We start from the raw sequence: 25,043 nt of genomic DNA, 5'->3' as shown, positions 1-25,043 counted from the left end.
CCGAGACGCACGTGCGCGGGCCGGACGACAGGGGATAGATGATGGCGATGAAGGTTTCGCGACGCGGGCGCTTGATGGTCGGCGCCGCCTTGGCCGGCGTGGCGCTCGGCGCCGGGCATGGGGCCACCGCCCAGGACGCGGCCTTTCAGGTCGATGAGATCGTCATCACCGCGACCAAGCAGCCGCTGCAGCTGAGCAAGGCGCCGATCAGCGTCAGCGCCTACACCCAGGAAGCCATGGACGAACGCGGCATCCGCGACGTCCGTGACGTCGCCCTGCAGACGCCGGGCGTCGATATCCCGCAGGACCGGACCCAGCGGATCGCGATCCGCGGCATCGAGTCGACGGCCGGCGCGGCGACCGCGGCGGTCTATATCGACGACACGCCGATCCAGGCCCGGAACGCCTCGATCAACTATTCGGGCAGCACCGTGCCCTTCATCTTCGACCTGGAGCGCATCGAGGTGCTCCGCGGTCCGCAGGGAACGCTCTTCGGGTCCAGCTCCCAGGGCGGGGCGATCCGCTTCATCACGCCGACGCCCAGCCTGACGAGCTACAGCGCCTACGCCCGCGCCCGGGTCAGCATCGTGGATGACGGGGACCCGAGCTACGAGGGCGGCGTCGCCGTGGGCGGTCCGATCGTCCAGGACCGGCTTGGCTTCCGCGTCAGCTTCATGCAGCGCGAGGAAGGCGGCTGGATCGATCGCCAGAGCTGGCAGGATCCGAATGACCGCGAGAACAACAGCAACTCCAGCCACGCCACGATCTTCCGCGGCGCCCTGAATTTCGCCGTGACCGACCGGGTGCTGATCCAGCCCAGCCTCTACTACCAGAACGTCAAGACCGACGACCGGCCGGCGCTCTATACGGTCTGCCCGGCGTCGATCCCCCTGGCGCCGACGATCAACCCTTGCCCGCTGGGCGTGGCCGATCCCGACTCCGGCGACTTCACCAGCTACGCCCCGTTCGCCCAGCCGCAGAGCGACCGCTTCATTCTGCCGGCGATCAAGCTGGTGGCCGAGTTCGAGCCGGTGACGGTCACGGCGGTGAGCTCCTACCTCTACCGCAAGTCCAACGCCTTCAACGACGCCACCCACGTCAACGACCGGACGTCCCTGGGGGCCCGCTGGCTGTTCCCGATCATCCCGGGCCTGCGCCCGGTGACCTACCAGAACCCCGTCGCCGAGCAGCGCCTGGCCACGCATGAGCTCCGCTTCAACAGCGCCGATCCCGACGCGCGGCTGCGCTGGACCGCCGGGCTCTACCATTCGCGCTCGTCGCTGAAGTCGGACGTGCCGATCACCTCGGCGCACTATCCGCGGGCCTATCAGATCCAGATCGGGCGTCCGCTGGCCGCCGCGCCCTTCATGGTCGACGGGATCCACCGCTACTACGGCAACGAGAACACCATCGAGAAGACCACCGCCGTCTTCGGCAATGTCGATTTCGAGGTCGTGCCCGACCTGACCCTGAGCGTCGGCGGCCGCTATTCCAAGGACACCCTCGACTTCGACATCATCGAGCGCGGCGTCTCCTACGCGGGCGGCATCGCCACGGCGTCCGGCAAGCTGAGCGAGAAGCCGTTCACGCCGCGCGTGGCGCTGTCCTGGCAGCAGAGCGACGACACCCTGATCTATGGCTCCTACGCCAAGGGGTACCGGACCGGCGGGGGTCAACAAGGCGGTCCCGGACATCTGCGCCGCTGACCTGGCGGTCCTGGGGATCGAGGGCGGCAACACCTACGACTCCGACAAGACCAAGACCTACGAGCTGGGGGTGAAGAGCGCCTTCTTCGACCGGCGGGTCTCCTTCCAGGCCTCGGTCTTCCACACCAAGTGGACCGACATCCAGCAGCAGATCCGTCTGCCCTGCGCCTTCAGCCTGGTGGCCAATACCGCCTCGGCGATCAGCAAGGGCGGCGACATCAATGTGGTCGTCCATCCGGTGGACGGCCTGACGCTCAGCGCCGCTGTCGGCTACACGGACGCCTACTACGACAGCACGATCATCGTCGGCACCGCGCCGCTGGTGTTCAAGGGCCAGACCCTCGGCGCCACGCCGTGGACCTTCAACCTCTCCGCGCAGTACGAGTTCATGCTGGGCGAGCGGGACGCCTTCGTCCGCGGGCAGTGGAGCTCCAAGAGCGCCAACGACGGTCCGTACCCGTACCAGAATCCCGGGTCGTCGGTTTACGACCCGACGCGCACCCAGGGGTCCTACGGCACGAGCCAGCTCGACCTTCGCGCCGGCATGGACATGACGCCGGAGGTCACCCTCGAGCTTTACGTCGAGAACGCCCTGAACAACGTGTCCTGGACCACCAATGCGCCGGTCTACCAGGCCGGCCCGCTGTGGACGGGCGCCACCATCAAGCCGCGGGTGATCGGGATCCAGGCCACCGCCCGGTACTGATCCTGCGCGGGCGGCGATCCCTCCCCGCCGCTGCAACCTAGGCGCCCCTTCCGAGGGGCGCCTTTCTTATTTCCGGCGGGCGCGGTCAGCGCGTGGTGATCCCCGGTCACCGATCCCGGCCACATTATCGCCTGTCGCCCTGGGGTTGAAACGGCGACCTTCGCCACTGTCCCGCAAACAAGAGACTAGCCCGTGTCCGCCAACGCCGATCTACACGCCCGCCGCACCGCCGCCGTGCCGCGCGGGGTCGCCAACGCCACCGCCGTCTATGCCGCGCGGGCCGAGAACGCCGAGCTGTGGGACGCGGAAGGCCGCCGCTACGTGGACTTCGCCGGGGGCATCGCGGTGCTCAACGTGGGGCATCGGCACCCGCGGGTCATCGAGGCGGTCCAGCGGCAGCTGGATCTCTACACCCACACCGCCTTCCAGATCGTCCCGTACGAGCCCTACATCGCCCTCGCCGAGCGGCTCAACGCCGTCGCGCCGATCGACGGGCCGGCCAAGACCATCTTCTTCACGACCGGCGCCGAGGCGGTGGAGAACACCGTGAAGATCGCCCGCGCCGCCACGGGGCGCTCGGCGGTGATCGCCTTCGTCAACGGCTTCCACGGCCGGACGCAGCTCACCATGGGTCTCACCGGGAAGGTGGCGCCCTACAAGCGCGGCTTCGGGCCGGGCCCGGCGGAGGTCTACCACCTGCCGTTCCCCAACGACCGCTACGGGGTGTCGCTCGACGACACCCTGCGGGCGCTGCAGTTCCTGTTCGCAGCCGACGTCGCTCCCGACCGTGTCGCGGCCATCATCCTGGAGCCGGTCCAGGGGGAGGGCGGCTTCAACCCCGTGCCGGTCGAGCTTATGTCGGCCCTGCGGGCCCTCTGCGACGAGCACGGCATCCTGCTGATCGCCGATGAGGTGCAGACGGGCTTCGCGCGCACCGGCAAGCTCTTCGCCATGGAGCACTATTCGGTGAAGGCGGACCTGATCTCGGTGGCCAAGTCCATGGCCGGCGGCTTCCCGCTGTCCGGCGTCATCGGCCGGGCGGAGATCATGGACCGGGTCGATCCGGGCGGTCTCGGCGGGACCTACGGCGGTTCGCCGGTGGCCTGCGCCGCGGCGCTCGCGGTCCTCGACGTCATCGAGGCGGAAGGCCTCGTCGAGCGCGCCAATGTGGTGGGCGCGGCCCTGACGGAGCGGCTGCGGAGCTTCACCACCCGGAACGACCTGCTTCCGGTCTCGCCGCCCCGGGGTCCTGGCGCCATGGTGGCGTTCGACGTCCTGGCGTCCCACGGGAGCCGTGAGCCGGACGGCGCCGCGGCGAAGGCCCTCACCGGCCGGGCGCTCGAGAAGGGCCTGGTGATCCTGTCCTGCGGTCAGTTCGGCGAGACCATCCGCATCCTGGTGCCCCTGACCGCCTCCGACGCGGTGATCGAGGAAGGCATGGACATCCTCGAAGCGGCGCTTGCTGCGCCGCAAGACGCATGAACGCGGTCGCAAGCCTGGGCGAGCGCCAGCGCCTCGCGCTCCAGCGTCCGGACCTGCTCCGGGAGCAAGGGTTCGTCGGCGGCGCATGGGTCGGCGGCGCCACGGCCTTCGACGTGACCAATCCGGCCACGGGCGACGTGCTCGCCCGGCCGGCGCGCCTCGGGCGGACCGAGGCCGAGACTGCGGTCGCCGCCGCCGCCGCGGCCCTCCCCGCCTGGAGCGCGCGGCCGGCCAAGGCGCGGGCGGACATCCTGAAGGCCTGGCACAGGCTGATCCTGCAGCATGCCGAGGATCTCGCCCGGCTGATGACCGCCGAGCAGGGCAAGCCCCTGGCGGAGGCGCGCGGCGAGGTCGCCTACGCCGCCGCCTTCCTCGAGTGGTTCGCCGAGGAGGCGCGCCGCGTCTATGGGGTCACGATCCCGGGCCACATGGCCGACAAGCGGATCGTCGTCACCCATGAGGCGGTCGGCGTGGTGGGGGCCATCACTCCCTGGAATTTCCCCGCGGCGATGATCACCCGCAAGGTCGGCCCCGCGCTGGCGGTGGGCTGCACTGTCGTGCTGAAGCCGTCGGAGCTGACGCCGCTGTCGGCCCTCGCCCTGGCCGTCCTGGCCGAGGAGGCGGGGCTGCCGGAAGGCGTGCTGAACATCGTCATGGGCGATGCGCCGGAGATCGGTGACGTGCTGACGACGGATCCCCGCGTGCGGAAGTTCACCTTCACCGGCTCCACACCCGTCGGGAAGATGCTGGCGGCCCGGTGCGCAGGCACCGTCAAGCGGGTGAGCCTGGAACTCGGCGGCAACGCGCCGTTCCTGGTCTTCGATGACGCGGACCTGGACAAGGCGGTCGCCGGCGCCATGGCCTCGAAGTTCCGCAACACCGGCCAGACCTGCGTCTGCGCCAACCGGTTCTACGTCCAGGCCGGCGTTTACGACGCCTTCGCCGCGCGGCTGGCCGAGGCGGCCGCGGCCCTGAACGTCGGGGACGGCCTGAGCGGGCCGACCGAGCAGGGGCCCCTCATCGACGAGCGGGCCCGGGAGAAGGTCTCCACCCACGTCGCCGACGCCCTGGGCGGCGGCGCGCGCGTCCTGACCGGCGGCGCCGCCATGGATGGTCCAGGCGCCTTCTTCGAGCCGACGGTCCTCGCCGACGTCGGTCCGGGGGCGTTGCTCTGCCGGGAAGAGACCTTTGGTCCTGTCGCGGGCCTCGTGCGCTTCGAGACCGAGGCCGAGGCCATCGCCCTCGCCAACGACACCTCCGCGGGCCTGGCCGCCTATGTCTTCACCCGTGACAACGCGCGGGTCTGGCGGGTGGGCGGCGCCCTGCAGTACGGAATGGTCGGGATCAACACCGGTCTGATCTCCACCGAGGTGGCGCCGTTCGGAGGCGTCAAGGAATCCGGTCTCGGGCGGGAAGGTTCGCTGTACGGCGTGCGGGACTATGTGGACACCAAGACCCTCTGCCTCGAGGTGGAGCCCGAATGAGGCGTCCGTGCGGATGACGTCCCGCCTCCGCGGATCGCGGCGCGCCGTCCTGGCGGGCCTGGGAGCGTCCGCCATGGCGGCGGGCTGTGCGCCTCGCTCCGAGGCGCGTCGCACCGGCGGCGTGGTGGTCGGCTCCACGGCCACCGGCGTGCCGTTCAGCTTCTACGACGTCCGCACCAACACCCTCACCGGCGCCATGGTCGACATCGTCAAGGCGGTGGCGGCCCAGGCGGCCATGCCGGTGGAGGTCCAGGTCACCGCCTTCTCCGCGCTGATCCCGTCCCTGACGGTGGGCAAGATCGACCTGATCGCCGCGGCCATGCTGCGGACCCCCGCGCGGGAGGCCGTCGTCGACTTCAGCGATCCGGTCTACGCCTACGGCGGCGCGGTGGTCGTGCCGGCCGACGACCCCGGCGCCTATCCGGACCTTGCCCGTCTCGCCGGCCGGAGGGTGGGCGCCCAGGTCGGCTCCAGGTTCGTGGACCAGCTCGCGGAGGCGGGCGTCGGCGACGTGCGGACCTACGACAATCTCGCCGACATCCTGCGCGACCTGCGGCTCGGACGACTGGACGCGGCCTACGGCGACGAGCCGATCATCCGCTACTACCTGCGGGTCACCCGGACCCGCGCCCTGCGGCTCGCGCCCGAGTTCGCGCCCGGGGCGCGGGAGCAGGTCTGCCTGATCATGCGCAAGGGCGAGACTGAACTCGCCGCGCGCCTCAACACCGCGATCGCGGCGATCAAGGACACCCGGATCGCCGCGATCGTGAAGGCCTGGGGGTTGTGATGCCGGAGGATTTCCTGGTCCGCGCCGCCGAGTTCCTGCCGATCCTCCTCAGGGGCGTCGTCGTCACCGTGCAGGTCACGGTCGGCGCCCTCCTGCTCAGCATCGTGCTCGGTCTCGTGTGGGCGCTGATGGGCCGCTCGCGGCTGAAGCCTGTGCGGATCGTCAGCCGCACGGTGGTCAACGTGGTCCGCGGCGTGCCGATCATCGTCCAGCTGTTCTACGTCTATTTCGTCCTGCCGGAATTCGGGCTGAGCCTCGACGCCTTGGCGGCGGGCATCATCGGTCTCGGGGTAGCCTATTCGGTCTACCAGGCGGAGAACTTCCGGGCGGGCTTCGACTCCGTGGATCCCGCGCTCGTGGAGGCGGCCAAGTCGCTGGGCATGAGCGAACGCAAGATCCTGCAGCGGCTGATGATGCCGCTCGCGATCCGCACCGCGCTGCCGCCGTTCGGCAACACCTCGATCATGCTGCTGAAGGACTCCTCGATCGCCTCCACCATCACCGTGGCCGAGCTCACCCGCGCCGGCCAGCTGCTGGCGGTGTCCACCTTCCAGAACATGACCGTCTACACGCTCATCGCCGTCCTCTACCTGGCCATGAGCCTGCCCCTGACCCTCGCGGTCCATCAGCTCGAGCGACGGATGGCGCGCCGATGATCGAGGTCTCCCACGTCAGCAAGGCGTTCGGCGCCAACCGGGTGCTGCGCGACGTCACCTTCGAGGTGGCGCGCGGCGAGGTGGTCTGCCTGATCGGACCCTCCGGCTCCGGCAAGTCGACTGTGCTCCGCTGCATCAACGGGCTCGAGAGCCATGACGGCGGCGCCATCCGCGTCGACGGTCTGGAGGTCGGACCGGCCACGCTTCCGCAGGTGCGGGCGAAGCTCGCCATGGTCTTCCAGCGGTTCAACCTGTTCCCGCACCGGACCGTGCTGGAGAACGTCATCGAAGGACCGGTGCATGCCCAGCGCCGGCCGAAGGCCGAGGCGGCCGCTGAGGCGAGGGAGCTCCTCGAGAAGGTGGGCGTCGCGGAAAAGGCCGACGCCTTTCCGTCGTCGCTGTCGGGCGGCCAGCAGCAGAGGGTCGGGATCGCCCGCGCCCTGGCGATGAAGCCGGACGCCATCCTGTTCGACGAACCGACCTCGGCGCTCGATCCGGAACGGGTCGGCGACGTCCTGCGGATCATGCGCGACCTCGCCGCCGAAGGCATGACGATGGTGATCGTCACCCACGAGATGGGCTTCGCCCGCGAGGTCGCCGACCGCGTGCTGTTCATGGACGGGGGCGAGATCGTCGAGGCCGGCCCGGCGCGGGAGCTGCTCAGCGCGCCCCGTGAGCCCCGCACCCGCACCTTCCTCGACCGCGTCCTGCGCCCCCTCTGATCGCTTTCCGGAGTTTCCCCCATGTCGATCGTCTCCTTCCGTCCCGAAGATCTCCTGGAGACGCTGCCGGCGCCGGTTCCGGTCAAGGTTCCGCTGGGCGAGCCGGTGGCGGCCACGCGAACGACGAGCTTCAACGGCGCCGCGGCCTCCGCGCGGGGGGTGTGGGAGTGCTCGCCCGGGACCTGGCGGCGCCAGGTGCTCCAGGCGGAGTTCTGCACCTTCCTCGAAGGGGAGGCGGTGTTCGAGCCGGACGAGGGCGAGCCGCTGCATATCCGCGCCGGGGACGCGGTCTACTTCCCCGCCAACACGGGCGGGATCTGGCGCATCCAGACGACGCTCAGGAAGACCTTCGTGGTGTTCGACGAGCAGCCTTGAGATGAGCCCGCGCGACTATCCAGGCTTAAGCTACTGGCTCGAGACGGCCGGAGAGCCGCTGACGCCGCGGCCCGGGCTCGGCGGGGACGTGACCGTGGACGTCGCGATCCTCGGCGGCGGCTACTCCGGACTGTGGACGGCCTACTACCTCCTCCGCGACCATCCCGGGCTCGAGGTGGCCGTCGTCGAGGCGGAGATCTGCGGCTGCGGCGCGTCCGGCCGTAATGGGGGCTGGTGCTCAAGCCGCTACCCGCTCCACCCCGCGACCCTTGAGGCGCGCTACGGCGCGGAGATGGCCCGCGAAACCATCCTGGCCATGTACGACACCGTCGACGAGGTCGGGCGTGTCTGTGAGGCGGAGGGCATCGCGGCCGACTTCCGGATGAACGGCATCCTGAGTCTCGCCCGCGGCGAGGCCCAGCTCGCCGCGGTGCGGATGGCCCAGGTCGCCTATGCGCGGCTCGGCTTCGGCGAGGGGAACCGGCTCCTCGACGAAGCCGCCGCCAGGGACCGCGTTCGGGTAAACGGGATCAAGGGTGCGCTGTACACGCCGCGCAGCGCGGCCGTGCATCCCGCGAAGCTTGTCCGCGGCCTCGCCCGCGCCGTGGAGCGCCTGGGCGGCGTGATCTACGAACAGACCCGCGTACGCCGTATGCGACAGGGCGCCGATGCGGCGCTGGAGACGGACCGTGGCCTGGTCCGCGCCCGGCGGGCGGTGGTGGCCGCGGGCGAAGCCTACCTGCCCAGGACTCCGGGCTTCGAGCGCGCGCTCGTTCCGATGTCCTCGAGCATCGTGCTCACGCAACCCCTCAGCGACGCCCAGTGGGCGGAGATCGGCTGGGCGGGGGGCGAAGGGCTGGGCTCCCAGGCCCACACCGTCGACTATCTCACCCGGACCCCGGACGGCCGGATCCTCTACGGCAGCCGCGGCGCGCCCTACCTGTTCGGCTCCGCCACCGAGGGCGGGGAAGCGGCCTTCGAGCGGACCTCTTCCGAGATGCGCCGGCAGCTGACCGACTGGTTCCCGATGCTGCGGGACGCGGATTTCAGCCACGCCTGGCATGGCTTCCTGGGCGTGCCCCGCGACTGGAACCCGAGGGTGGATTTCGACGCGGACCGGCGGCTCGGGGTGCTCTACGGCTATACGGGCCGCGGCGTGTCCACCACCAACCTCGCCGGGCGGCTCCTGGCCAGTCTCATCGTCGGGCGGGAGACGCCGCTCGCGCGCCTGCCGCTCGCCGGACATCCTGCCCGTCACTGGGAGCCTGAGCCGCTCCGCTGGCTGGGCGTGCGCTATGTGCAGGACGCGATGAAGCGGATGGACGCCGCGCGGGACGCGGGCCGCCCGCCGCCGTTCGACGCCCCTCTGGCCAAGCGGCTCTCCGACCAGTAGTTCCCCGGACGCCGCCCGGCCGTGGACGCGGCGCCCGCAGGGACCAGCGATGACGCACAAGCTTCCGCGCGCCTCAGGCCCGGCGGCCCTGGTCCTGGCCGGGCTGGTGTCCCAGAACCTCGGCGCGGCGTTCGCCAAACACCTGTTCCCCCTGGTCGGCCCGCTGGGAATGAGCGCCCTCCGGATCAGCCTGGCGGCGCTCGTGCTCAGCCTCCTGTGGCGGCCCTGGCGGACGCGGCGCACCGCACGGCAGTGGCGGGCGATCGCCCGCTACGGCCTGAGCCTCGGCCTGATGAACATCCTCATCTACGAGGCGTTCGCGCGCATTCCGATCGGGCTGGCGGTGGCCATCGAGGTCACCGGTCCGTTGGCCGTCGTCCTGATCCGGTCGCGCCGTCCCGCGGACGCGGGCTTCGCCCTGCTTGCCGCGACCGGGCTCTTCCTGCTGCTGCCGGTGGTCAATCCCGCCGGCGCCGACCCGGTCGGCCTCGCCTTCGCCGGCGCCGCGGCGGTCACCTGGGCGGCCTATATCCTGTTCAGCTCCGACGTGGCCGGCGAGGGCGTCGGCGGGGACGTGGTGGCGCTCGGGCTCGCCCTGGCGGCGGTCGTCGCGGCCCCGCTCGGCGTGCTGCACGCGGGCGCCGTGCTCCTTCGGCCGGAGATTCTGGCGGCGGGCCTTGGGCTCGCCGTCCTGTCCAGCGCCGCCCCCTACACCCTCGAGATGCTCGCCCTTCGCCAGCTATCTGCGCGCGCATTCTCATTGCTGGTCAGTTCGGCGCCGGCGGTGGCGGCGCTCATCGGCTGGGCCGCCCTCGGCGAGCGGCTGAGCGTCGTCCAGTGGATCGCCATCGGCCTGATCAGCCTGGCGGTCGCCGGCGGGGCCGCCCTCGACAAACCCATGGCCCGGCCGCCGCCCACGCCCTGAGGCTTCGCGGCTCTGTCCTGCGCGTCAGCCTCAGGCCTTCGGCGACCTCGCGGCCTCATCGGTGAAAGAGACCGGTGGGGAACCCAATCCGCGGCCGTGAATTCGACCTAGGGGGCTGTACCGAGGGGACACACATGCGCCGACCGATTGGAGCCGTGGGCGCCGTCCTGCAGGCCGCCTACGGCCTGCTGATGGCGTTCCCCATCGCGCTGTTCAGCTTCGCGGTGGGCACGGACGTGGCCTATCTCCGCACCGCGGAGATGCAGTGGACGAACTTCTCGGCCTGGTCGATCACGATCGGACTGGTGTTCGGGGGCCTGGCCCTGATCTTCGCCTTGGTCGCGCTCCTTGCCGGACTGCGCACCCGCGCGCGTCGCGCGCGAATGCTGCACGCCGCGGCGCTGGCCTTGATGTGTCTGCTGGGCCTGATCAACGCCTTCAAGCACAGCCAGGACGCCTGGAGCTCGGTGGGCGCCTTCGGCCTGGTCCTGTCCATCCTGACCGCGATCGCCGCCCTGGTCGCCGGCGCCGTCGCCTACTCGGGCGCGATGAACGAGGAGACGGCCTGATGCGGATCGCAACCCTGTTGGGCGCCACGGCCCTGCTCGCGCTCGGAGCCTGCGGCCGGAGCGACCCCGGCCTGAACCAGACCGGCGCCGAGCCGGAGCTGCCGGGCGTGCGCGAGACCCTCGTGCCGCCCATGCGCATCGCCAAGCCCACGGGCTGGGGCGAGGCGACGCCGACGGCGCCCGCGGGCTTCACGGTGACGGCCCTGGCGACGGACCTGCAGATTCCCCGCCAGATGCTGGTCCTGCCCAACGGCGACATCCTGGTCGCCGAAGGACGCGGCGGGGGCGCACCGCCGCTGCGGCCGAAGGACGTGATCGCCGGCGTGATCAAGAAGCAGGGCAACACCAAGGTGAAGGGCGGCAACCGCATCACCCTGCTGCGCGACGCCGACAACAATGGCCAGGCCGAGGTGCGGACCGTCTTCGTGGACGGCCTGAACGCCCCGTACGGCCTCGCCTTCGTGGACGGCTACCTCTACGTGGCCAATCAGGACGCCCTGGGGCGCTTCTCCTACCAGCCCGGCCAGACGCGGATCACGGCGGCGGCGGAGGAGGTCACCAAGCTGCCGTCGGCGCTCAACCACCACTGGACCAAGGCGCTGACCGCCAGCGCGGACGGGCAGACGCTGTACGTCGGCATCGGCTCGAACAGCAATGTCGGCGAGCGCGGCATGGCCGTGGAGGAGGAGCGGGCGGTGGTCTGGGCCATCGACCGGGCGACCGGCGCGCGGCGCACCGTCGCGCGCGGCATCCGCAATCCCACCGCCCTGGCCATCGAGCCTGCGACCGGCGCGCTCTGGGCCGTTGTCAACGAGCGCGACGAGATCGGCCCGCAGCTTGTGCCCGACTACCTCACCTCGGTGCGGGAGGGCGCCTTCTACGGCTGGCCCTACAGCTACTGGGGCAAGAACGTCGATCCGCGCGTCCGCCCGCAGAAGCCGGACATGGTGGCCAAGGCGATCGCCCCGGACTACGCCCTGGGCTCGCACGTGGCGGCGCTCGGCCTGTCGTTCGCGACCCAGGGCGGGTTCGGAGGAACGTTCGCCGAGGGCGCCTTCATCGGCCAGCACGGCTCCTGGAACCGCCAGGACCTGGCCGGCTACAAGGTGGTCTGGACTCCGTTCGCCGGCGGCCGGCCCAGCGGGCCGCCGGCCGACTTCCTCACCGGCTTCCTGACCGAGGACGGCAAGGCGCGCGGACGTCCGGTGGGCGTGACCTTCGACCCGGCCAAGCGCATCCTGCTGGTGGCCGACGACCTCTCCAACACCGTCTGGCGCGTCGCGCCCCAGCGCTAGGCGATCAGCACCGCGAGGGTCTGCCAGAGGATCGCCACAAGGGCGACCCCGGCCCCCAGCAGGGCCAGTTGGTCCATCAGCGCCACGCCCGCCTCGCGGCGTCGCCGGAGGCGTCGGGCCGCGACCACCGCCACGGCGACGCAGGCGGCGAGGCAGGCCGCCGACAGGGCGGCCGAGGCCGCGCGCCACAGGGCCCCGTCGCGGGCGACCGTCTGGGCGTCGAGGCTCACGAAAGCGTAGACGCCGGAGAAGTGGACGGTCCAGGCGATCAGGCCACCCAGGGCGTAGCTCCAGCGGGGCATTCTCAGCCTCCGGGGAACAGCCGCGGCAGGGCGGCGGCGAAGGCGCCCTGGCCGGCGCTGTAGGCAATGAACAGGCCGATCGCCTCGAAGGTCGCGGGCTGGGCGGCGCGGACATAGCCCCGCGCCAGCCGGGCCAGGGCGTAGAGGCCCATCACGGCGGCCACGCCCACGAACAGCCCCTGCCAGGAGACCAGGGCGGCGACTGTCGCGCCCTGCGGCGAATCCTCGGGGCGAAGGCCGGTCCGCAACCAGCCCTGGACGTCCAGGCCCCAGGCGAGCGCCAGCAGGGCCGCCGCCGCCGCCAGCATAAACGTCGAGACCGACGGGCTGCGCCGGCCGTCGCGCACCAGCGCCGTCACGCCCAGCCAGGCCAGGAGGCCGGCGGACGCCAGCAGGCCGAGGATCAGCGCCAGGAGTCGTCCGGCGGCGCGATCCAGAGGTCAGGCCGCCCGCTCCACAGGAAGACGTAGGAGAAGCCCGCCAGCAGCGCGACCATGCCGCCGACGATCAGGGTGATCACCGTCGCCCACCACCCGTGGCTGCGGGGCCCGCTGGCGTAGCTGGGCGCCATGACGCCGCCGCCGATGTCCACGGGCGCCTGGTCCATGGGCTTGTCGAGCAGCCAGCACCACTGGACGAGGGTGTAGACGGCGAGCACGCCGCAGATCGCCGAGGCGACATAGGCCTGGATCGTGAGCAGCAGGAAGAAGCCCGCCGTAAAGATCGCCGCCCAGACGTGCCAGCCGGACGGCTTGGGCATCCTGAGCAGGAACTGCGGCTCGGCGTTCATCGTGCTGGTGACGATGGTCTCGCGCCCGCCTGTGGGATTGTCCGGCAGGAAGTAGCGCCCGGCCTCCACGTCGCGGGCGAGGTTCGGCTGGTCCCAGAGCGGATAGAGGCTCTTCACCACCGGGATCGAGCGGACCGAGTAGAGGTCGTTGGGCAGCCACTCCAGCCCCGGTCCGCCATAGACGTTGCCGGCGTTGGTCGCACCGAACGGCCGGAAGTTGCGGGCCATGTCGACGATCCAGAGCAGGACCGCGAACCCGAAGAGGTAGGCGCCGGCGGTGGAGAGCTGGTTGGTCGCCTGCCATCCCCAGTCGGGCAGGTAGGTGTAGACGCGCCGCGGCATCCCCATCAGGCCGGTGAGGTGCATCGGCAGGAAGGCCAGGTGCATGCCCGCGAACATCAGCCAGAAGATCCAGCGCCCGAGCCGCTCGCTTAGCGGCCGGCGGCTGACCAGCGGCGTCCAGTAGTAGATCGCGGCGAACAGCGGGAAGACCATCCCGCCGATCAGGACGTAATGCAGGTGGGCGACGATGAAGTAGGTGTCGTGCGCCTGCCAGTCGAAGGGCACCATGGCGACCATGACCCCGGTCAGGCCCCCCGGCCACGAAGATCACCAGGCCGCCGATGGCGAAGAGGCCGGGCGTGTTGAACCGCATCCGGCCGGCCGCCAGGGTGGCGATCCAGGCGAAGACCTGGACCCCGGCCGGGATGCTGACCGCCATGGAGGCGGCGGAGAAGACGTTCACCGACATCCGGGGCAGGCCCACGGTGAACATGTGGTGCGCCCAGACGCCGAAGGAGATGAAGCCGGTGGCCAGCATGGCCAGCACCACCAGCCGGTGTCCCACCAGCGGCGTCCGCGCGACGGTCGGGATGATCGTCGACATCGCGCCCGCCGCCGGCAGGAAGATGATGTAGACCTCCGGATGGCCGAAGAACCAGAACAGGTGCTGCCACAGCAGCGGGTCGCCGCCCTTGACGCTGTCGAAGAACGGCCAGCCGAACGCCCGCTCCAGCTCCAGCAGCAGGGTCGCCAGGATCACCGACGGGAAGGCGATGATGATCATGGCGGCGAAGATCAGCATCGCCCAGGCGAAGATCGGCAGCTTGTCGAGGGTCATGCCGGGCGCGCGGGTGCGCAGGACGCCGACGATGATCTCGATGGCGCCGGCGATGGCCGAGATCTCGATGAAGCCGATGCCGAGCAGCCAGAAGTCGGCGTTGATTCCGGGCGAATAGGTCGCCCCCGTCAGGGGCGGATACATGAACCAGCCGCCGTTCGGGGCGAGCCCGAAGAACAGCGAGCAGAAGAAGGCCAGACCGCCGATCAAATAGGCCCAGAAGGCGTAGGCCGACAGCCGCGGGAAGGGCAGGTCGCGGGCGCCCAGCATCTGGGGCAGCAGGAGCACGCCCAGCGCCTCCACCGCCGGCACCGCGAACAGGAACATCATCATGGTCCCGTGCATGGTGAAGAGCTGGTTGTAGGTCTCCTGGGGCAGGAAGCCGTTCAGCGGCAGGGCCAGCTGGGTGCGCATCAGGAGCGCCAGCGCGCCCGCCAGCACGAAGAACAGCATGGCGGCGCCCAGGTAGTAGACGCCGATGAAGTTGTTGTTGATCGCCGAGATCCACTCCCACCCCCGCGGCCGGCACCAGGCGTCCTCGAGCGCCTTCAGCTCGCCGGGCGGACGCGGTCCGCGGGTGGGGGAATCGGTCGTAGAGCCTCCGGTCGAAACCGGTCTCCGAGGTCATTTCAGGCTCTCGAGCCAAGTCGCGATGGCCCGCACCTCGCCGCCGCCCAGGACCGGATAGGCGGGCATCCGGTTGCCGGGCTTGATGGCCTGGCTGTCGGCGATCCAGGCGGCCAGCGTGCCCTGGTGGTTGGGCAGGATGCCGGCGCCCAGCGTGCGCCTCGATCCCACGTGCGTGAGGTCAGGCCCGGCCAGGCCGTTGGCGGGGGTGCCGCGCACAGTGTGGCAGGCGCCGCAGCCGGCGGCCAGGAAGGCCTGGGCCCCGCCGCTCGGCTCGGGCGGCGCGGGGCGCTCGCGGGCCGCGCGCCAGGCGTCGAAGGCGGCCGGCTCGTGCGCCACCACGACCAGGCCCATCAGGGCGTGGGGCCCGCCGCAGAACTCCGCGCACTGGGCCGGATAGACGCCGGGCGCATCCGCCTGGATCCGCATGAGGTTGCGGCGACCCGGGATCATGTCGACCTTGCCCGACAGGCGCGGGATCCAGAGGCTGTGGATGACGTCGGCCGCCTCGAGCTCCAGCGTCACCGGCCGGCCGGCGGGGATGTGGATTTCGTTGGCGTCCTGGATCGCCTCGCGGCCCCGGCCGTCGAGATAGGCCACCCGCCACCACCACATCTCGCCGGTCACACGGACCCGCGTCTCGCCGGGCAGGGGCGGGGCCGAGAGGTCGCGTGTCAGGGTGAGGCCCCAGATCAGGGAGCGCGCTCAGCACCACCACGGGGAAGGCGAGGCCGCCGATCCACACCAGGCGCTCGTGGCCCAGGCGGGCGCGCCAGCGGCGCGGCCCGAACACCGCCACGGCCGTCGCGAAGACCACGAGGCCCAGCACCGCGACCCCCATGGCGAACAGCACCCAGGCCAGCACGGTCACCGGTCCTGCGAAGGGGCCGGCCGGGTCCAGCACGGGCGGCGGCCAGCCCGAGAGGATCTCGCCCGGCCCGCTCATTCGAGGGTGTAGAGGAAAGCCGCCACGTCGCGCGCCTCGCTGGGCGACAGGTCCTGCGGCGGCATGGCCGTGCCGGGGGCGAGCGAGGGCGCGTCGCACAGCCACCGCACCAGGGTGTCGGGCTGGTTGGGGAAGCGCCCGGCGATCAGCGGCCGGCTGGAGAAGCCCGCGAGCGGCCCGCCGACGCGGCCCTTCGGCCAGTCGATGCCCGGAATGTCGTGGCAGGCCCCGCAGGCCAGGCGCTCGGCGATGGCGCGGCCGCGTTCGGGGTCGGCGCCGGCGAGCTGTCGGGGCAGGACGGGTTTCTCGGCGCAGGCGGCGAGCGCAAGGGCGGCGAGGGTCACGGCGGCGAACCTCCTGCGCACACGAACGTCCACCGCTTCATCCCCGCCTCCGGCCCAAGTACGCTAACCCGTCGAAAGCGTGGCAGTTCCCGGAACCGGCCAAGCTGGCGCGGGTTGCAGGCGTGTGCGCCGGCTCACCGTCCTCCTCCTCGGCTTCCTGCTCGCCGGCTGCAGCCGGGGCGCCACCGTGACGGACGCGGCGTTCAGCAGCACGGGGCGGGTGGTGGCGATGAGCGGCGGCGACGGCGGTGCGGCCCACGCCTGCTTCACTTGCCATGGCCTCGACGGCGCCGGCGACGGCGACGCCGCGCCGCGGCTCGCCGGCCTGGACTCCGGCTACCTGCACAAGCAGCTGGAGGACTACGTCGCCGGCCTGCGCAAGGACCCGACCATGGCGGCCGTCGCCAAGGGGCTCAGTCCCCGGGCCCGCCAGGCCGTGGCGGACTACTATGCCGGCCTGCCGGCGCCCGCGCGCGATGTCGGCTGGTCCTGCGCCTGCGGCCTACGAGGGGTGCGTCGGCTGCCACGGCGCCAACGGCGAGGGCGTCGGCGCGGCCGGACCGGCCATCGCGGGCCAGCCGGCGGTCTATGTCGCCGACCAGCTCCGCAAGTGGCGGCAGGGGGCGCGGCGCAACGATCCGCGCGGCGTCATGCAGATCGCGAGCGCCGGGCTGTCGGACGCCGAGATAGCCGCGCTAGCCGCCTGGCTAGCCGCACAGTCCGCCGCTCGAGCGCCAGCCAGCGCCGTCGCCACGGGCTCGCCTTCCGACGCGGCTTGGGAAGCACCGGCAGCATCCCGTGCATAACGTCATCCCGGTCCACCAGCTGATGCTTCAGCGCCCCGCCCACGTGGATCGGGATCAGCAACAGCAGGGTGACGATCAGGCCCCAGTGGGTCCACTCCGCCAGGGCCTCCAGCGCCCAGAGACGCCCGTTGGACAGGTCCTGCAGCGGCAGCAGGGGCCACGGGATGAGGCCCGCCAGGGTGAGGTCGGTCTCGCGCCCCGAGGCCGAGACCATCAGCCAGCCCGAGAGCGGCAGGCCGAACAGGCAGACGTAGAACACATAGTGGGTGATCTTCGCCGCCACGCTTTCCCAGCCCGGCTTGTCGGCGTCGTTGATCGGCCCGGGCGCCAGGGCCCGCCAGGCGGTGCGGCCGACGATCAGCGCCAGCATGAGCACGCCGGCCGCATAGTGCAGCTCGTAGGCCGCGGCCTTCTCGCCGCCGGTGGGCAGGCGTCCCATCCACCAGCCCCAGCCGAGCTGGAAGGCGACCAGCCCCGCCATGGCCCAGTGGAAGACGATGGCCACCGGCGAGTAGCGGCCCTCGTCGGTATGACCGGCCGCCCACTCGAGGACATTGAGCAGCAGGCGGTCGATCATGGGCTGAGGGGCTCGGGCTGCAGCCGCCGCGCCAGGAGGGTCAGGGCGACGCCCAGATAGACCGCCGCGGCCGGCGCCCACATCACGAGCCCGGCGATCTGCTGATCCTGAAGCGGGGTCAGGCCCCAGGCGAGGGTCGTGGCCAGGTGAGGTGCGTAGAACGCCCGGTCGGCGAGCGTGAGCAGGGCCCCGAGCAATCCCATCTGCACCGTCGCCAGGAGCAGGGCGCCGACCGCCGGGAGCGTGGCGGCCGTGCGGACGGCCATCCAGAACCAGACCGCCGCCGCGGCCAGGCTGATCTGCATCAGCCAGTAGGCCATGTCGTGGCTGAGGGCCCAGGCGTAGGCGCCGGGCGCGTGCCACGCCCAGAAGACGGCGGTGGAAACGCCCGTCGCGGCGGCCAGCCCCCCGCCCGACCGGGGAAGCGACCAGGCGATCAGCGGCGCGAGCGCGGCCATGAGCACGACGTGGTGGACCGTCCGGGCGGAGAACAGCGCCGAGGACAGGGCGCAGAGCGGCGACAGGAACAGCAGGGCCGCCACGGCCAGGGCTGACCAGGCGCTCGCCGTCGCGCGGGCCCGCCAGAGCAGGACGGCCGCGAGCGCGAAGGCCGTCAGCAGGACGGGATCCGCATTCCACCGGAGCAGAAGATCGCCCGGCGTCGCGCCGGGACCGCAGTAGGGCGTCCAGATCGGCAGCTCGTCCATGGCGCAGCCTCCCCACCGCTCGTCCAGCTCTGCTGTTCGAACCGATCAGTTCGACACGAGTTCCGAAGGGCCGCAGCCGCAGTGGGAAAAGGTTGGTCTCCCGACCGGCCTTGGAGGTCTGCGGGCCGATCGGGTTGGCGGTCATCGCCGTTCTGAGAAGCCGCGGCATGAGCCGGATCATCGCCGCGGACTTCTCACCCCCGCGGCGCAACCTCGCCCGTCAGATGGGCGCCGACGAGGCGGTGGACGCCCGCACCGCGAGCGCCGTCGCGCGCGCCGCGGAACTCGCGCCGGGCGCTGCGGTGGGGATCTTCGAGAACAGCGGCGCAGCCGGGGTGCTGGGCCGCGTTATCCGAGCAGTCCGGCGAGCTTGAGGGTGGTGACAGCTGCGAGCACGCAGACGGCGCCGATGCCGGCGGCCGTCACGCCGGGACCGTGGTCGTAGAACCAGCGGCGGACGCGGCGTTCGAGCCGGCAGCGGGGACTTCCGATTTCCTTCGCGACCCAGGGCATGCGGTCAGGCGCCCATCGGGACCGGCCCCGCCGCCGCAGGCGCAACGGGCGCGGACTCGCCCGCCCGCGGGAGCGTCGCGGCCAGCGCGAGGCCGACGGCGTCCAGGCTGAAGCGCGTCTCCACCGCCCGGCGGGCGTCGCGGCCGAGACGCTGGCGCAGACCGCCGTCGGCAAACAAGCCGATGAGGGCGTCCGCGGCGGGATCGGCCGCACCGCGGGGGACCATGATCCCGCCGGCGCCCGCACGCCTCGCCGAAGATGTCCGCCAGCCCGTGCGCATCGCTGGAGACCACCGGCAGGCCGCAGGCCATGGCCTCGAGGGGGAGCCACAGGCATGCCCTCCGTCCGGGACAGGGTCACGTAGGCGTCGGCGGCGGAAAGCCACCGGCGGATCAGCGGCGGATCCGTGACGTAGCCGGCGCGCCAGTCCAACGCCGGCGACGCCGCCACCATCGGGGCGAAGGCGTCGTGGTCCTGCCCGGAGCCGAGGATGGCGAGCCGCGCTGTCGGGCGGGCGGCGGCGACCCGCCTCCAGGCGGCGAGCAGCACGTCCAGGCCCTTCCGCTGGATGTCGATGCGGCCGTGGTTGACCACAAGCAGGACGTCTGGATCGAGCCCCAGCGCGGCCCGCGCCGCCGGCCGCGGCTCGGCGCGCCAGGTTTCCGTGTCCACCGGATTGGGGATGGCGTGCAGCCGTTCGGCCGGCAGGCCATAGCGCGTCGCCAACCGCTCGCGCTCCCGCGCCGACGGCACGATCAGCGCCTGGCAGGCCGCCAGCGTCCGGCTGCGCACCCGCGCCTCGATCGGCGACATTGTCAGGTCGCCGCCCTGGAAGGTGGCGCTGACCGGCAGCCGCAGCATTCGCCCCAGGGCGACCAGCGCGTCGAACCGCGCGTGCTCGTAGTCCTGCACCAGCAGGCTGCTGCAGCCTTCCCGCCGGAGCACGCGGGCGAAGCCGGCGAAGGGCGTGCGCGCCCACTGCAGTCCGGCGCGCAGCGAGGGCCGCCCGCGGGCGAGGCCTTCGCCGGACCGTCGGCCCGGGACTAGCCAGATGGCGGCGCCGGTCTCTGCGTGGATCAGCCGCTCCGGACGCCGGCGGCGCTCGCTGGCGTAGACGATCACCGCGCGCCGGCCGTGCCGCTGCAAGGCGGCGACATAGCCGAACAGCCAGCCGCCGCGCATGCGCCGGGCATAGTCCTCGGCGTCGAGGCCCAGCGGATCGAGGAACTCCTCGATCACGTCGCCCCAGGGGAAGATGGCGACGGAGTCCCGGCCTAGCGTCGCCATGCGCCCGCGGTCTCCGCGCCGCCCATGGCGGGATGGTGGAGGAGATACCCCAGCGCCGCGAGCGGCGAGGTCGCGAGGTAGGCGAGCTTCCGCGCCCGCCGGCCAAGCCGGGAGAAGGCGATGTCGTGGAAGAGGGCGGTAAAGGCGTTGATGAAGCTCGCCTGCGTCTCCGGCGCCTTGCCGAACAGGGCCTGCAACTCGTCGGCCCGATAGCCGCGCCGGACATGCCCCCACTCGGCCATCAGTTCGCGCTCGTGCGGGCACAGCGGCGCCAGCGCCCTGAAGTAGGGATAGCGCCAGGTGGCCGTAGGCGTGGAGACCAGCACCACGCCGCCTGGGCGCGTCACCCGCGCCGCCTCGGCGGCGGCCTGCCGGTCGTCCGGGATGTGCTCCAGCACGTCGAACAGGGTGACCGCGTCGAAGGCCCCGTCGGCGAACGGCAGCCGCAGCGCATCGGCGCAGACGAAGGTCACGCGGCCGGCGGCCGGGCCGTGGCCGGCGAGTTCCGGATCGATGTCCACCGAGGTGATCTGGGCCTCCGGATAGAGCAGCCAGGCGAGCCCGCTGCGTCCGCCGCCGATGTCGAGGATACGGGCGGGCCGGTCGTCGTCGCGCAACCGGTCCGGAGCGATGCGATGGATCGCGCGCATCTTCTCCCGGTAGAACAGGCCGTCGGTCAGCCCGTGCGGGAAGGGGTTCTGCGCCAGGAAGGCGCCCAGCGGGGTCTTAGGCATGCTGCGCCGCTCCGACGTCGGGGGCCTTCCGGCCGTGGCGCGGCGCGCCGGTCCGCTGACGCCAGCCGGGTCGGACGAGGTACTGCAGGCCCAGGACCCAACCGATCACCTCTTCGGCCAGGAGGCGCAGGCGCCAGCCGTCCAGGGTCTGGATGGCCGAGAGCGCGGTGCGCACGAAATAGACCGGCAACTGGCGGCGGATCCGGCACAGGTCGCCCGGCGTCCCATAGCGGTCCGCCTGGGCGACGAGCGCGGCCACATGGCCCTTCATGTAGGCGCGGTACTGGCTGCGCAGGCCCTTCCAGTCCCGGCGGTGGTGGTGGAAGACCACGGCGCGCGGCTCGTAGAAGCAGCGTCCGCCGGCCGCCAGGATGCGGTACCAGAACTCGCTGTCCTCCGAGCAGCCGGACGCCCCCCGCGCCCAGCCGCTCGTCGAAGCCGCCGAGGCCCACGAGGCTCGCGCGGCGGAACGCCATGTTGGCGCCGGCGCCGATCCGCCAGACCTGCGGGCCCATCTCGCGGGTCTCGTCGAGGAAGCGGCCGTCGAACATCAGCGGCGTGAACCGCGAGGTGAAGCCGCCGAGGTCGAGCTCGAACGCCCGCTGCGCCGCCGTGTCCAGCCGGGCCGGCAGCACGAGGCCGGTGACCGCGTCCGCGCCCGACGTCTCGAAGGCGCGGATCAGCTCGCGGGTCCAGGTGGCGTGCAGCTCCACGTCGTCGTCGGTGAAGGCGACGAACTCGCCGTGCGCGGCGGTGAGCCCGGCGTTGCGCGCGATGCTCAGCCCCGGGCGCGGCTCGTGGACATAGGTCACCCCCGGACGGCCCTCGGCGACGGCGCGCGCGCTGGCGGCCGGGTCGTTGTCGACCACCACCACTTGCCCGGGCGGGGCGGCCTGGGCGGCGAGGCTGGCGAGGCAGGCGTCCAGCATCTGCGGCCGCTCGCGCGTGCAGACGATGACGCTCAGCCGCTGGGCGCCGCCGGCCGAGGGCTGGGCGGCCGCGTGCAGTTGCGCCAGCACCGGCAGCCCGGCGGCGGCGGAGAGGGGCAGCGGCACGTGCGAACAGCCGTCCACGCCGGCCCGGGGCGGGGCCTCGCCCCGCGCCGCCGCCTGGTCGGCGATCAGCTGGGCGGCGAGCGCCAGGAGCTGATCGCGCCGCACCGGCGTCTCGGCCGGCAGCAGCGCCTTGGTTCCGAGCGGCAGGCTCCGCCACCAGAGCACCAGCAGCAGGCCGGTCTCGCGGGCGTCCACCTCGGCCGCGCCGTCGGCCAGGTCGAGGTGCAGGATTTCCCAGGGCGCGTCGCTCATGCGGTGGCCTCCCGGATCGCCTGCGACCGGGCGCAGGAGCGGTCGTATTCGCCGAACATCCCTTGCACTCCGCCCTTCAGCTCCGCCCAGGCGAAGCCGAGCTCGGTGCGCTTGCCGCGCAGGCCGGCGCGCGCCACGGCGGCCAGTCGGTCCAGCGCCCACCACCAGACGATCGCCGACTGGCGCTGGGCCAGCGCCGGGTCGGTGCGACGGCACTTGGTCAGGAAGGCCATGAAGCCGAGACCCCAGGTCCAGTACTGCCGCTGCAGCTGCTCCAGGGTCTCGCGGTGCTCGTGGAAGACGGCGTAGCCCGGCTCGTAGAGCATCGGCCGGCCGCTCCGCAGCACGCGGTAGAAGATGTCGAGGTCGCCGCCGCCGGGGAGCGGCGCGCCGGTGTCCAGCGCCTCATCGAACCCGCCGAGCTCCAGCAGCAGCCGGCGGTCGAAGCACATGTTGCAGCCGGCCCCCAGGATGCCCGCGCCCACCGGGTGCAGGCGGTTCCCGAAGCGGTCCTTGCGGAACTCCGTGCGCAGGAAGCCGCGCCCGAACCCGCCGCGGCTCTCGAACCTGACCTGGGCCTCCGTATCGAGCCGGAAGGGCAGGACGAGGCCGGTGAAGCCGCCCGCGTCGGGCCGGGCCAGGATCGCGGTCGACAGCGCCGCGAGGTAGCCGCGGTCGACCACCACGTCGTCGTCGAGGTAGGCGAGATAGTCGCCGGTCGCGGCGTTGAGCGCCGCGTTGCGCGCGAAGTCGAGTCCGGCCCTGGGCTCCAGCACGTAGCGCACGCCCGGGAAGCCCTCGACAGCCCGTCGGGTGGCGTCGTCGCTCGGCGCGTTGTCGACCACGACGATCTCCACCGACCGGAAGCCGGCGCGGTCCAGCGGGACGACTGAGCCCAGCAGCCGGGCGAGGCGCCGGGCGCGGTCCTTGGTGCAGATGGCGACGCTGAGGCTGGGCGCGGGGTCGGCCTCCGCCGCGGGCCACAGTCCGCGCAGTTCGTCCTCGGCGCGCATCGCCAGCACGGCGCGGGCGAACCGTTCGTCGGCGAGGGCGGCGACCTCGGCGGCGCTGATCGCCCGGCCGTCCGGCCGCGGGATCATGGCGAAGCCGGCCAGCCGGCCGTTCCAGCGCGCGATGACGCCCACGCCGGTCTGGCCCGGCTCGAGCACGATTTCGGGGAGCGGCGCGGCCAGCTCCAGATCGACGAGACGGTATCCCATCAGGCGACCTCCTTCGCGACGGGTTCGGCGTACTGCAGGCCGTGCAGGCGGGCGAAGTGGCCGGGTCGGGCCAGCAGCTCCTGCGGCGGCCCAGCCTCGACGACGCGGCCGGCCTCCAGGACGATCACCTGGTCGGCGGCCATCACCGTCGACAGCCGGTGGGCGACGACCACCACGGTGCGGCCTTCCGAGAACGTCCGCAGCGCGGCCTGGAAGGCCTGCTCGGTTTCGGCGTCGAGCGCGTTGGTCGGCTCGTCCAGCAGCAACAGGTCGGGACCCTTCAGGATGGTGCGGGCGAGGGCGATGCGCTGGCGCTGACCGCCGGAGAGCCGCGCGCCGCGGTCGCCGAGCTCGGTGTCGAGGCCCTGCGGCAGGGCGGCGATGAAATCGGCGCCGGCCACGGCGGCGGCTTTGGCGACCGCCTCGCGGGAGGCCGCGAGATCGCCGTAGCCGATGTTCTCGGCGGCGGTGGCGTTGAACAGCTGGGCCTCCTGCGCCATCAGCGACAGCCGCCCGCGCCAGCCGGCGAGGTCGAGCTCGGGCAGCGGCCGGCCGTCGGCGAGGATCACGCCGCCCGTGGGGTCGCGGAACCGGAACAGCAGCGAGAGCAGGGTGGACTTGCCGGCGCCGGATCGCCCGACGATGGCCGTGGTCCGGCCGGCCGGAATGGCGAAGCTGACCCGGTCCAGCACCGGCGGCTCGGCCGCGTCGTAAGCGTAGCTCACCTCGCGCAGCTCGAGGCCGTGCTGCAGCGGTTGGGCCGGGGCCGCGCCGCCGACGATGTAGGGCGTGGCGGTCTCGGTCAGCACGTCCTCGACGTCGTCCACGGCCGCGGCCAGGCCGTCGAGCGCCACCTTGCACTGCATGAACTCGCGGGTGGGGCCCTGCAGTCGGTAAAGCAGGGCGAGGAAGGCGGCGAGCGGGGCGAGGCCGGCGCCCAGGGTCACGCCGGCCAGCACCAGCACGCCGATCAGCAGCGCGCCGCAGACCTCGGCGATCGGGCCGGGCAGGGCCCAGAGCACGTCGAGCGCCAGGATGCGGCGGCGGATGCGCTCCGAGACGCTCCGGAACCGGTTGGCCTCGTAGCCCTCGCGTCCGAAGCTGCGGATCAGCTGCAGGGCGCCCATGCTTTCCCACATCCGCAGGCCGAAGACGCGGTTCTCCTCGACCACGGCGCGGCCCGTATCCTGCGCGCGGCGGGTGACGACGTGCACGAGCCCAGCCGCCCCGGCGAGCAGGAGCAGGGCAAGCCCGGTCAAAGGCGCGGAGATTGCCAGCAACAGGGCGAGGAAGACGGCGAAGGTCACGGTGCAGATCGCCAGGCGATAGACGAGGCTCAGGGCGTTGCTGACCTTCCAGGTGTTGTTGGCGAGCGTGGTGACCACATCGGTGATCCGCGCGCCCGACCGGTAGTCCAGGCAGGCCGAGAGCGACTGCTCAAAGATCCGGCTACGGAGGCGGTGCGCCACCACGCCGTCGACATAGCGGGCGACGTAGCCGCCCGCGAAGACCGCGAGGTTCTTGCCGGCCACTGCGGCGCAGAGGGCGAGCACCAGCACCGGGAGGCGCCAGTCGCCGGGGATGGGCGCCAGCACGGCGTCGAAGCCGCGGGAGAGCGGGTGGGCCCGCCGCTGGCGCCCAGGCTCTGCAGCAGCGGAATGAA

The 25,043-nt window shown here is 72.2% G+C and carries 25 protein-coding genes and 3 pseudogenes; 15 read left to right on the top strand and 13 right to left on the bottom strand.

Annotation, left to right across the window (positions count from 1 at the left end):
- The first annotated feature begins 74 nt into the window (after nt 1-74).
- The 12 genes from LRS04_RS22555 to LRS04_RS22500 all read left to right on the top strand — a co-directional run bounded on the left by LRS04_RS22555 (nt 75) and on the right by LRS04_RS22500 (nt 12,100).
- On the top strand, nt 75-1,706 hold the full coding sequence (locus tag LRS04_RS22555; protein ID WP_257818301.1) for a TonB-dependent receptor: 1,632 nt from the start codon (nt 75-77) through the stop codon (nt 1,704-1,706).
- Nucleotides 1,636-2,412 carry a TonB-dependent receptor gene (locus LRS04_RS22550; protein ID WP_257818300.1) on the top strand — a complete coding sequence of 259 codons (777 nt, stop codon included), beginning with the start codon at nt 1,636-1,638 and terminating at the stop codon, nt 2,410-2,412. Before LRS04_RS22555 ends, LRS04_RS22550 begins: the two co-directional genes overlap by 71 nt.
- Before the next feature lie 192 nt (nt 2,413-2,604).
- Nucleotides 2,605-3,894, top strand: coding sequence for a 4-aminobutyrate--2-oxoglutarate transaminase (gabT, locus tag LRS04_RS22545; RefSeq protein ID WP_257818299.1), 1,290 nt, complete (start codon nt 2,605-2,607; stop codon nt 3,892-3,894).
- Nucleotides 3,891-5,378: an NAD-dependent succinate-semialdehyde dehydrogenase gene (locus LRS04_RS22540; protein ID WP_257818298.1), complete on the top strand. Its 1,488-nt coding sequence runs from the start codon at nt 3,891-3,893 to the stop codon at nt 5,376-5,378. The genes gabT and LRS04_RS22540 overlap by 4 nt, the downstream gene beginning before the upstream one ends.
- 13 nt (nt 5,379-5,391) lie before the next feature.
- Nucleotides 5,392-6,165 (top strand): ABC transporter substrate-binding protein, encoded by a 774-nt coding sequence (locus LRS04_RS22535; protein WP_257818297.1) that lies wholly within the window; start codon nt 5,392-5,394, stop codon nt 6,163-6,165.
- Nucleotides 6,165-6,821 (top strand): amino acid ABC transporter permease, encoded by a 657-nt coding sequence (locus LRS04_RS22530; RefSeq protein WP_257818296.1) that lies wholly within the window; start codon nt 6,165-6,167, stop codon nt 6,819-6,821. The genes LRS04_RS22535 and LRS04_RS22530 overlap by 1 nt, the downstream gene beginning before the upstream one ends.
- Complete coding sequence (locus LRS04_RS22525; RefSeq protein WP_257818295.1) at nt 6,818-7,543, top strand: amino acid ABC transporter ATP-binding protein; 726 nt, start codon at nt 6,818-6,820, stop codon at nt 7,541-7,543. The genes LRS04_RS22530 and LRS04_RS22525 overlap by 4 nt, the downstream gene beginning before the upstream one ends.
- Before the next feature lie 21 nt (nt 7,544-7,564).
- Nucleotides 7,565-7,918 (top strand): cupin domain-containing protein, encoded by a 354-nt coding sequence (locus tag LRS04_RS22520; protein ID WP_257818294.1) that lies wholly within the window; start codon nt 7,565-7,567, stop codon nt 7,916-7,918.
- A gap of 1 nt (nt 7,919) precedes the next feature.
- Complete coding sequence (locus tag LRS04_RS22515; protein WP_257818293.1) at nt 7,920-9,311, top strand: FAD-binding oxidoreductase; 1,392 nt, start codon at nt 7,920-7,922, stop codon at nt 9,309-9,311.
- Nucleotides 9,312-9,360: 49 nt separating this feature from the next.
- Nucleotides 9,361-10,236 (top strand): DMT family transporter, encoded by an 876-nt coding sequence (locus LRS04_RS22510; protein ID WP_257818292.1) that lies wholly within the window; start codon nt 9,361-9,363, stop codon nt 10,234-10,236.
- Nucleotides 10,237-10,370: 134 nt separating this feature from the next.
- Entirely contained in the window at nt 10,371-10,805 is a 435-nt protein-coding gene (locus tag LRS04_RS22505; protein WP_257818291.1) for a DUF2231 domain-containing protein, read from the top strand.
- Nucleotides 10,805-12,100 carry a sorbosone dehydrogenase family protein gene (locus tag LRS04_RS22500; protein WP_257818290.1) on the top strand — a complete coding sequence of 432 codons (1,296 nt, stop codon included), beginning with the start codon at nt 10,805-10,807 and terminating at the stop codon, nt 12,098-12,100. The genes LRS04_RS22505 and LRS04_RS22500 overlap by 1 nt, the downstream gene beginning before the upstream one ends.
- On the opposite strand, the gene LRS04_RS22495 is transcribed toward LRS04_RS22500, so the two are convergent.
- The 6 genes and pseudogenes from LRS04_RS22495 to LRS04_RS22470 form a co-directional block, all read right to left on the bottom strand.
- Nucleotides 12,097-12,402 carry a hypothetical protein gene (locus LRS04_RS22495; RefSeq protein ID WP_257818289.1) on the bottom strand — a complete coding sequence of 102 codons (306 nt, stop codon included), beginning with the start codon at nt 12,400-12,402 and terminating at the stop codon, nt 12,097-12,099. The two genes, LRS04_RS22500 and LRS04_RS22495, sit on opposite strands and share 4 nt — an antisense overlap.
- Nucleotides 12,403-12,404: 2 nt before the next feature.
- Nucleotides 12,405-12,761: a hypothetical protein gene (locus tag LRS04_RS22490; protein WP_257818288.1), complete on the bottom strand. Its 357-nt coding sequence runs from the start codon at nt 12,759-12,761 to the stop codon at nt 12,405-12,407.
- A 44-nt stretch (nt 12,762-12,805) separates the two neighbouring features.
- Nucleotides 12,806-13,771 (bottom strand): cbb3-type cytochrome c oxidase subunit I, encoded by a 966-nt coding sequence (locus LRS04_RS22485; protein ID WP_257818287.1) that lies wholly within the window; start codon nt 13,769-13,771, stop codon nt 12,806-12,808.
- 82 nt (nt 13,772-13,853) lie between these two features.
- Nucleotides 13,854-14,765, bottom strand: a pseudogene (locus LRS04_RS22480) (cbb3-type cytochrome c oxidase subunit I); the annotation flags it as partial.
- A gap of 171 nt (nt 14,766-14,936) precedes the next feature.
- Entirely contained in the window at nt 14,937-15,566 is a 630-nt protein-coding gene (locus LRS04_RS22475) for a c-type cytochrome (RefSeq protein WP_257818286.1), read from the bottom strand.
- A 315-nt stretch (nt 15,567-15,881) separates the two neighbouring features.
- On the bottom strand, nt 15,882-16,229 hold the full coding sequence (locus LRS04_RS22470; protein ID WP_257818285.1) for a cytochrome c family protein: 348 nt from the start codon (nt 16,227-16,229) through the stop codon (nt 15,882-15,884).
- 229 nt (nt 16,230-16,458) lie between these two features.
- On the opposite strand from LRS04_RS22470, the pseudogene LRS04_RS28460 reads away from it, so the two are divergent.
- Nucleotides 16,459-16,614 (top strand): annotated as a pseudogene (locus LRS04_RS28460) (cytochrome c); the annotation flags it as partial.
- A 64-nt stretch (nt 16,615-16,678) separates the two neighbouring features.
- A pseudogene (locus tag LRS04_RS28455) lies at nt 16,679-16,915 on the top strand (cytochrome c); the annotation flags it as partial.
- Here LRS04_RS28455 and LRS04_RS22465 read toward each other — a convergent pair.
- Nucleotides 16,878-17,612, bottom strand: a complete 735-nt coding sequence (locus tag LRS04_RS22465) for a cytochrome b (RefSeq protein WP_257818284.1) — start codon at nt 17,610-17,612, stop codon at nt 16,878-16,880. The pseudogene LRS04_RS28455 and the gene LRS04_RS22465 overlap by 38 nt on opposite strands.
- Nucleotides 17,609-18,319 carry a cytochrome c oxidase assembly protein gene (locus tag LRS04_RS22460; RefSeq protein WP_257818283.1) on the bottom strand — a complete coding sequence of 237 codons (711 nt, stop codon included), beginning with the start codon at nt 18,317-18,319 and terminating at the stop codon, nt 17,609-17,611. Before LRS04_RS22460 ends, LRS04_RS22465 begins: the two co-directional genes overlap by 4 nt.
- Before the next feature lie 167 nt (nt 18,320-18,486).
- Between LRS04_RS22460 and LRS04_RS22455 the strand changes: the two genes are divergently transcribed.
- Nucleotides 18,487-18,693: a zinc-binding dehydrogenase gene (locus tag LRS04_RS22455; protein ID WP_257818282.1), complete on the top strand. Its 207-nt coding sequence runs from the start codon at nt 18,487-18,489 to the stop codon at nt 18,691-18,693.
- Here the strand turns inward: LRS04_RS22455 and LRS04_RS22450 are convergent.
- From LRS04_RS22450 to LRS04_RS22430, 5 genes are read right to left on the bottom strand one after another with little or no spacing between them, the layout of a single operon-like run.
- Complete coding sequence (locus LRS04_RS22450; protein ID WP_257818281.1) at nt 18,668-20,119, bottom strand: glycosyltransferase; 1,452 nt, start codon at nt 20,117-20,119, stop codon at nt 18,668-18,670. The genes LRS04_RS22455 and LRS04_RS22450 overlap by 26 nt on opposite strands.
- A complete protein-coding gene (locus LRS04_RS22445) occupies nt 20,107-20,853 on the bottom strand; it encodes a bifunctional 2-polyprenyl-6-hydroxyphenol methylase/3-demethylubiquinol 3-O-methyltransferase UbiG (protein WP_257818280.1) in 747 nt (248 codons plus the stop codon). The genes LRS04_RS22450 and LRS04_RS22445 overlap by 13 nt, the downstream gene beginning before the upstream one ends.
- Nucleotides 20,796-22,160 (bottom strand): glycosyltransferase, encoded by a 1,365-nt coding sequence (locus tag LRS04_RS22440; RefSeq protein ID WP_257818279.1) that lies wholly within the window; start codon nt 22,158-22,160, stop codon nt 20,796-20,798. Before LRS04_RS22440 ends, LRS04_RS22445 begins: the two co-directional genes overlap by 58 nt.
- Nucleotides 22,157-23,380 carry a glycosyltransferase family 2 protein gene (locus LRS04_RS22435; protein ID WP_257818278.1) on the bottom strand — a complete coding sequence of 408 codons (1,224 nt, stop codon included), beginning with the start codon at nt 23,378-23,380 and terminating at the stop codon, nt 22,157-22,159. Before LRS04_RS22435 ends, LRS04_RS22440 begins: the two co-directional genes overlap by 4 nt.
- Nucleotides 23,380-24,975 (bottom strand): ABC transporter ATP-binding protein, encoded by a 1,596-nt coding sequence (locus LRS04_RS22430; protein WP_257818277.1) that lies wholly within the window; start codon nt 24,973-24,975, stop codon nt 23,380-23,382. Before LRS04_RS22430 ends, LRS04_RS22435 begins: the two co-directional genes overlap by 1 nt.
- Nucleotides 24,976-25,043: the final 68 nt, after the last annotated feature.

This window comes from Phenylobacterium sp. J367 (genome assembly GCF_024699985.1).
GTDB lineage: Bacteria > Pseudomonadota > Alphaproteobacteria > Caulobacterales > Caulobacteraceae > Phenylobacterium.
This window is presented reverse-complemented; position numbering and strand designations above follow the sequence as displayed.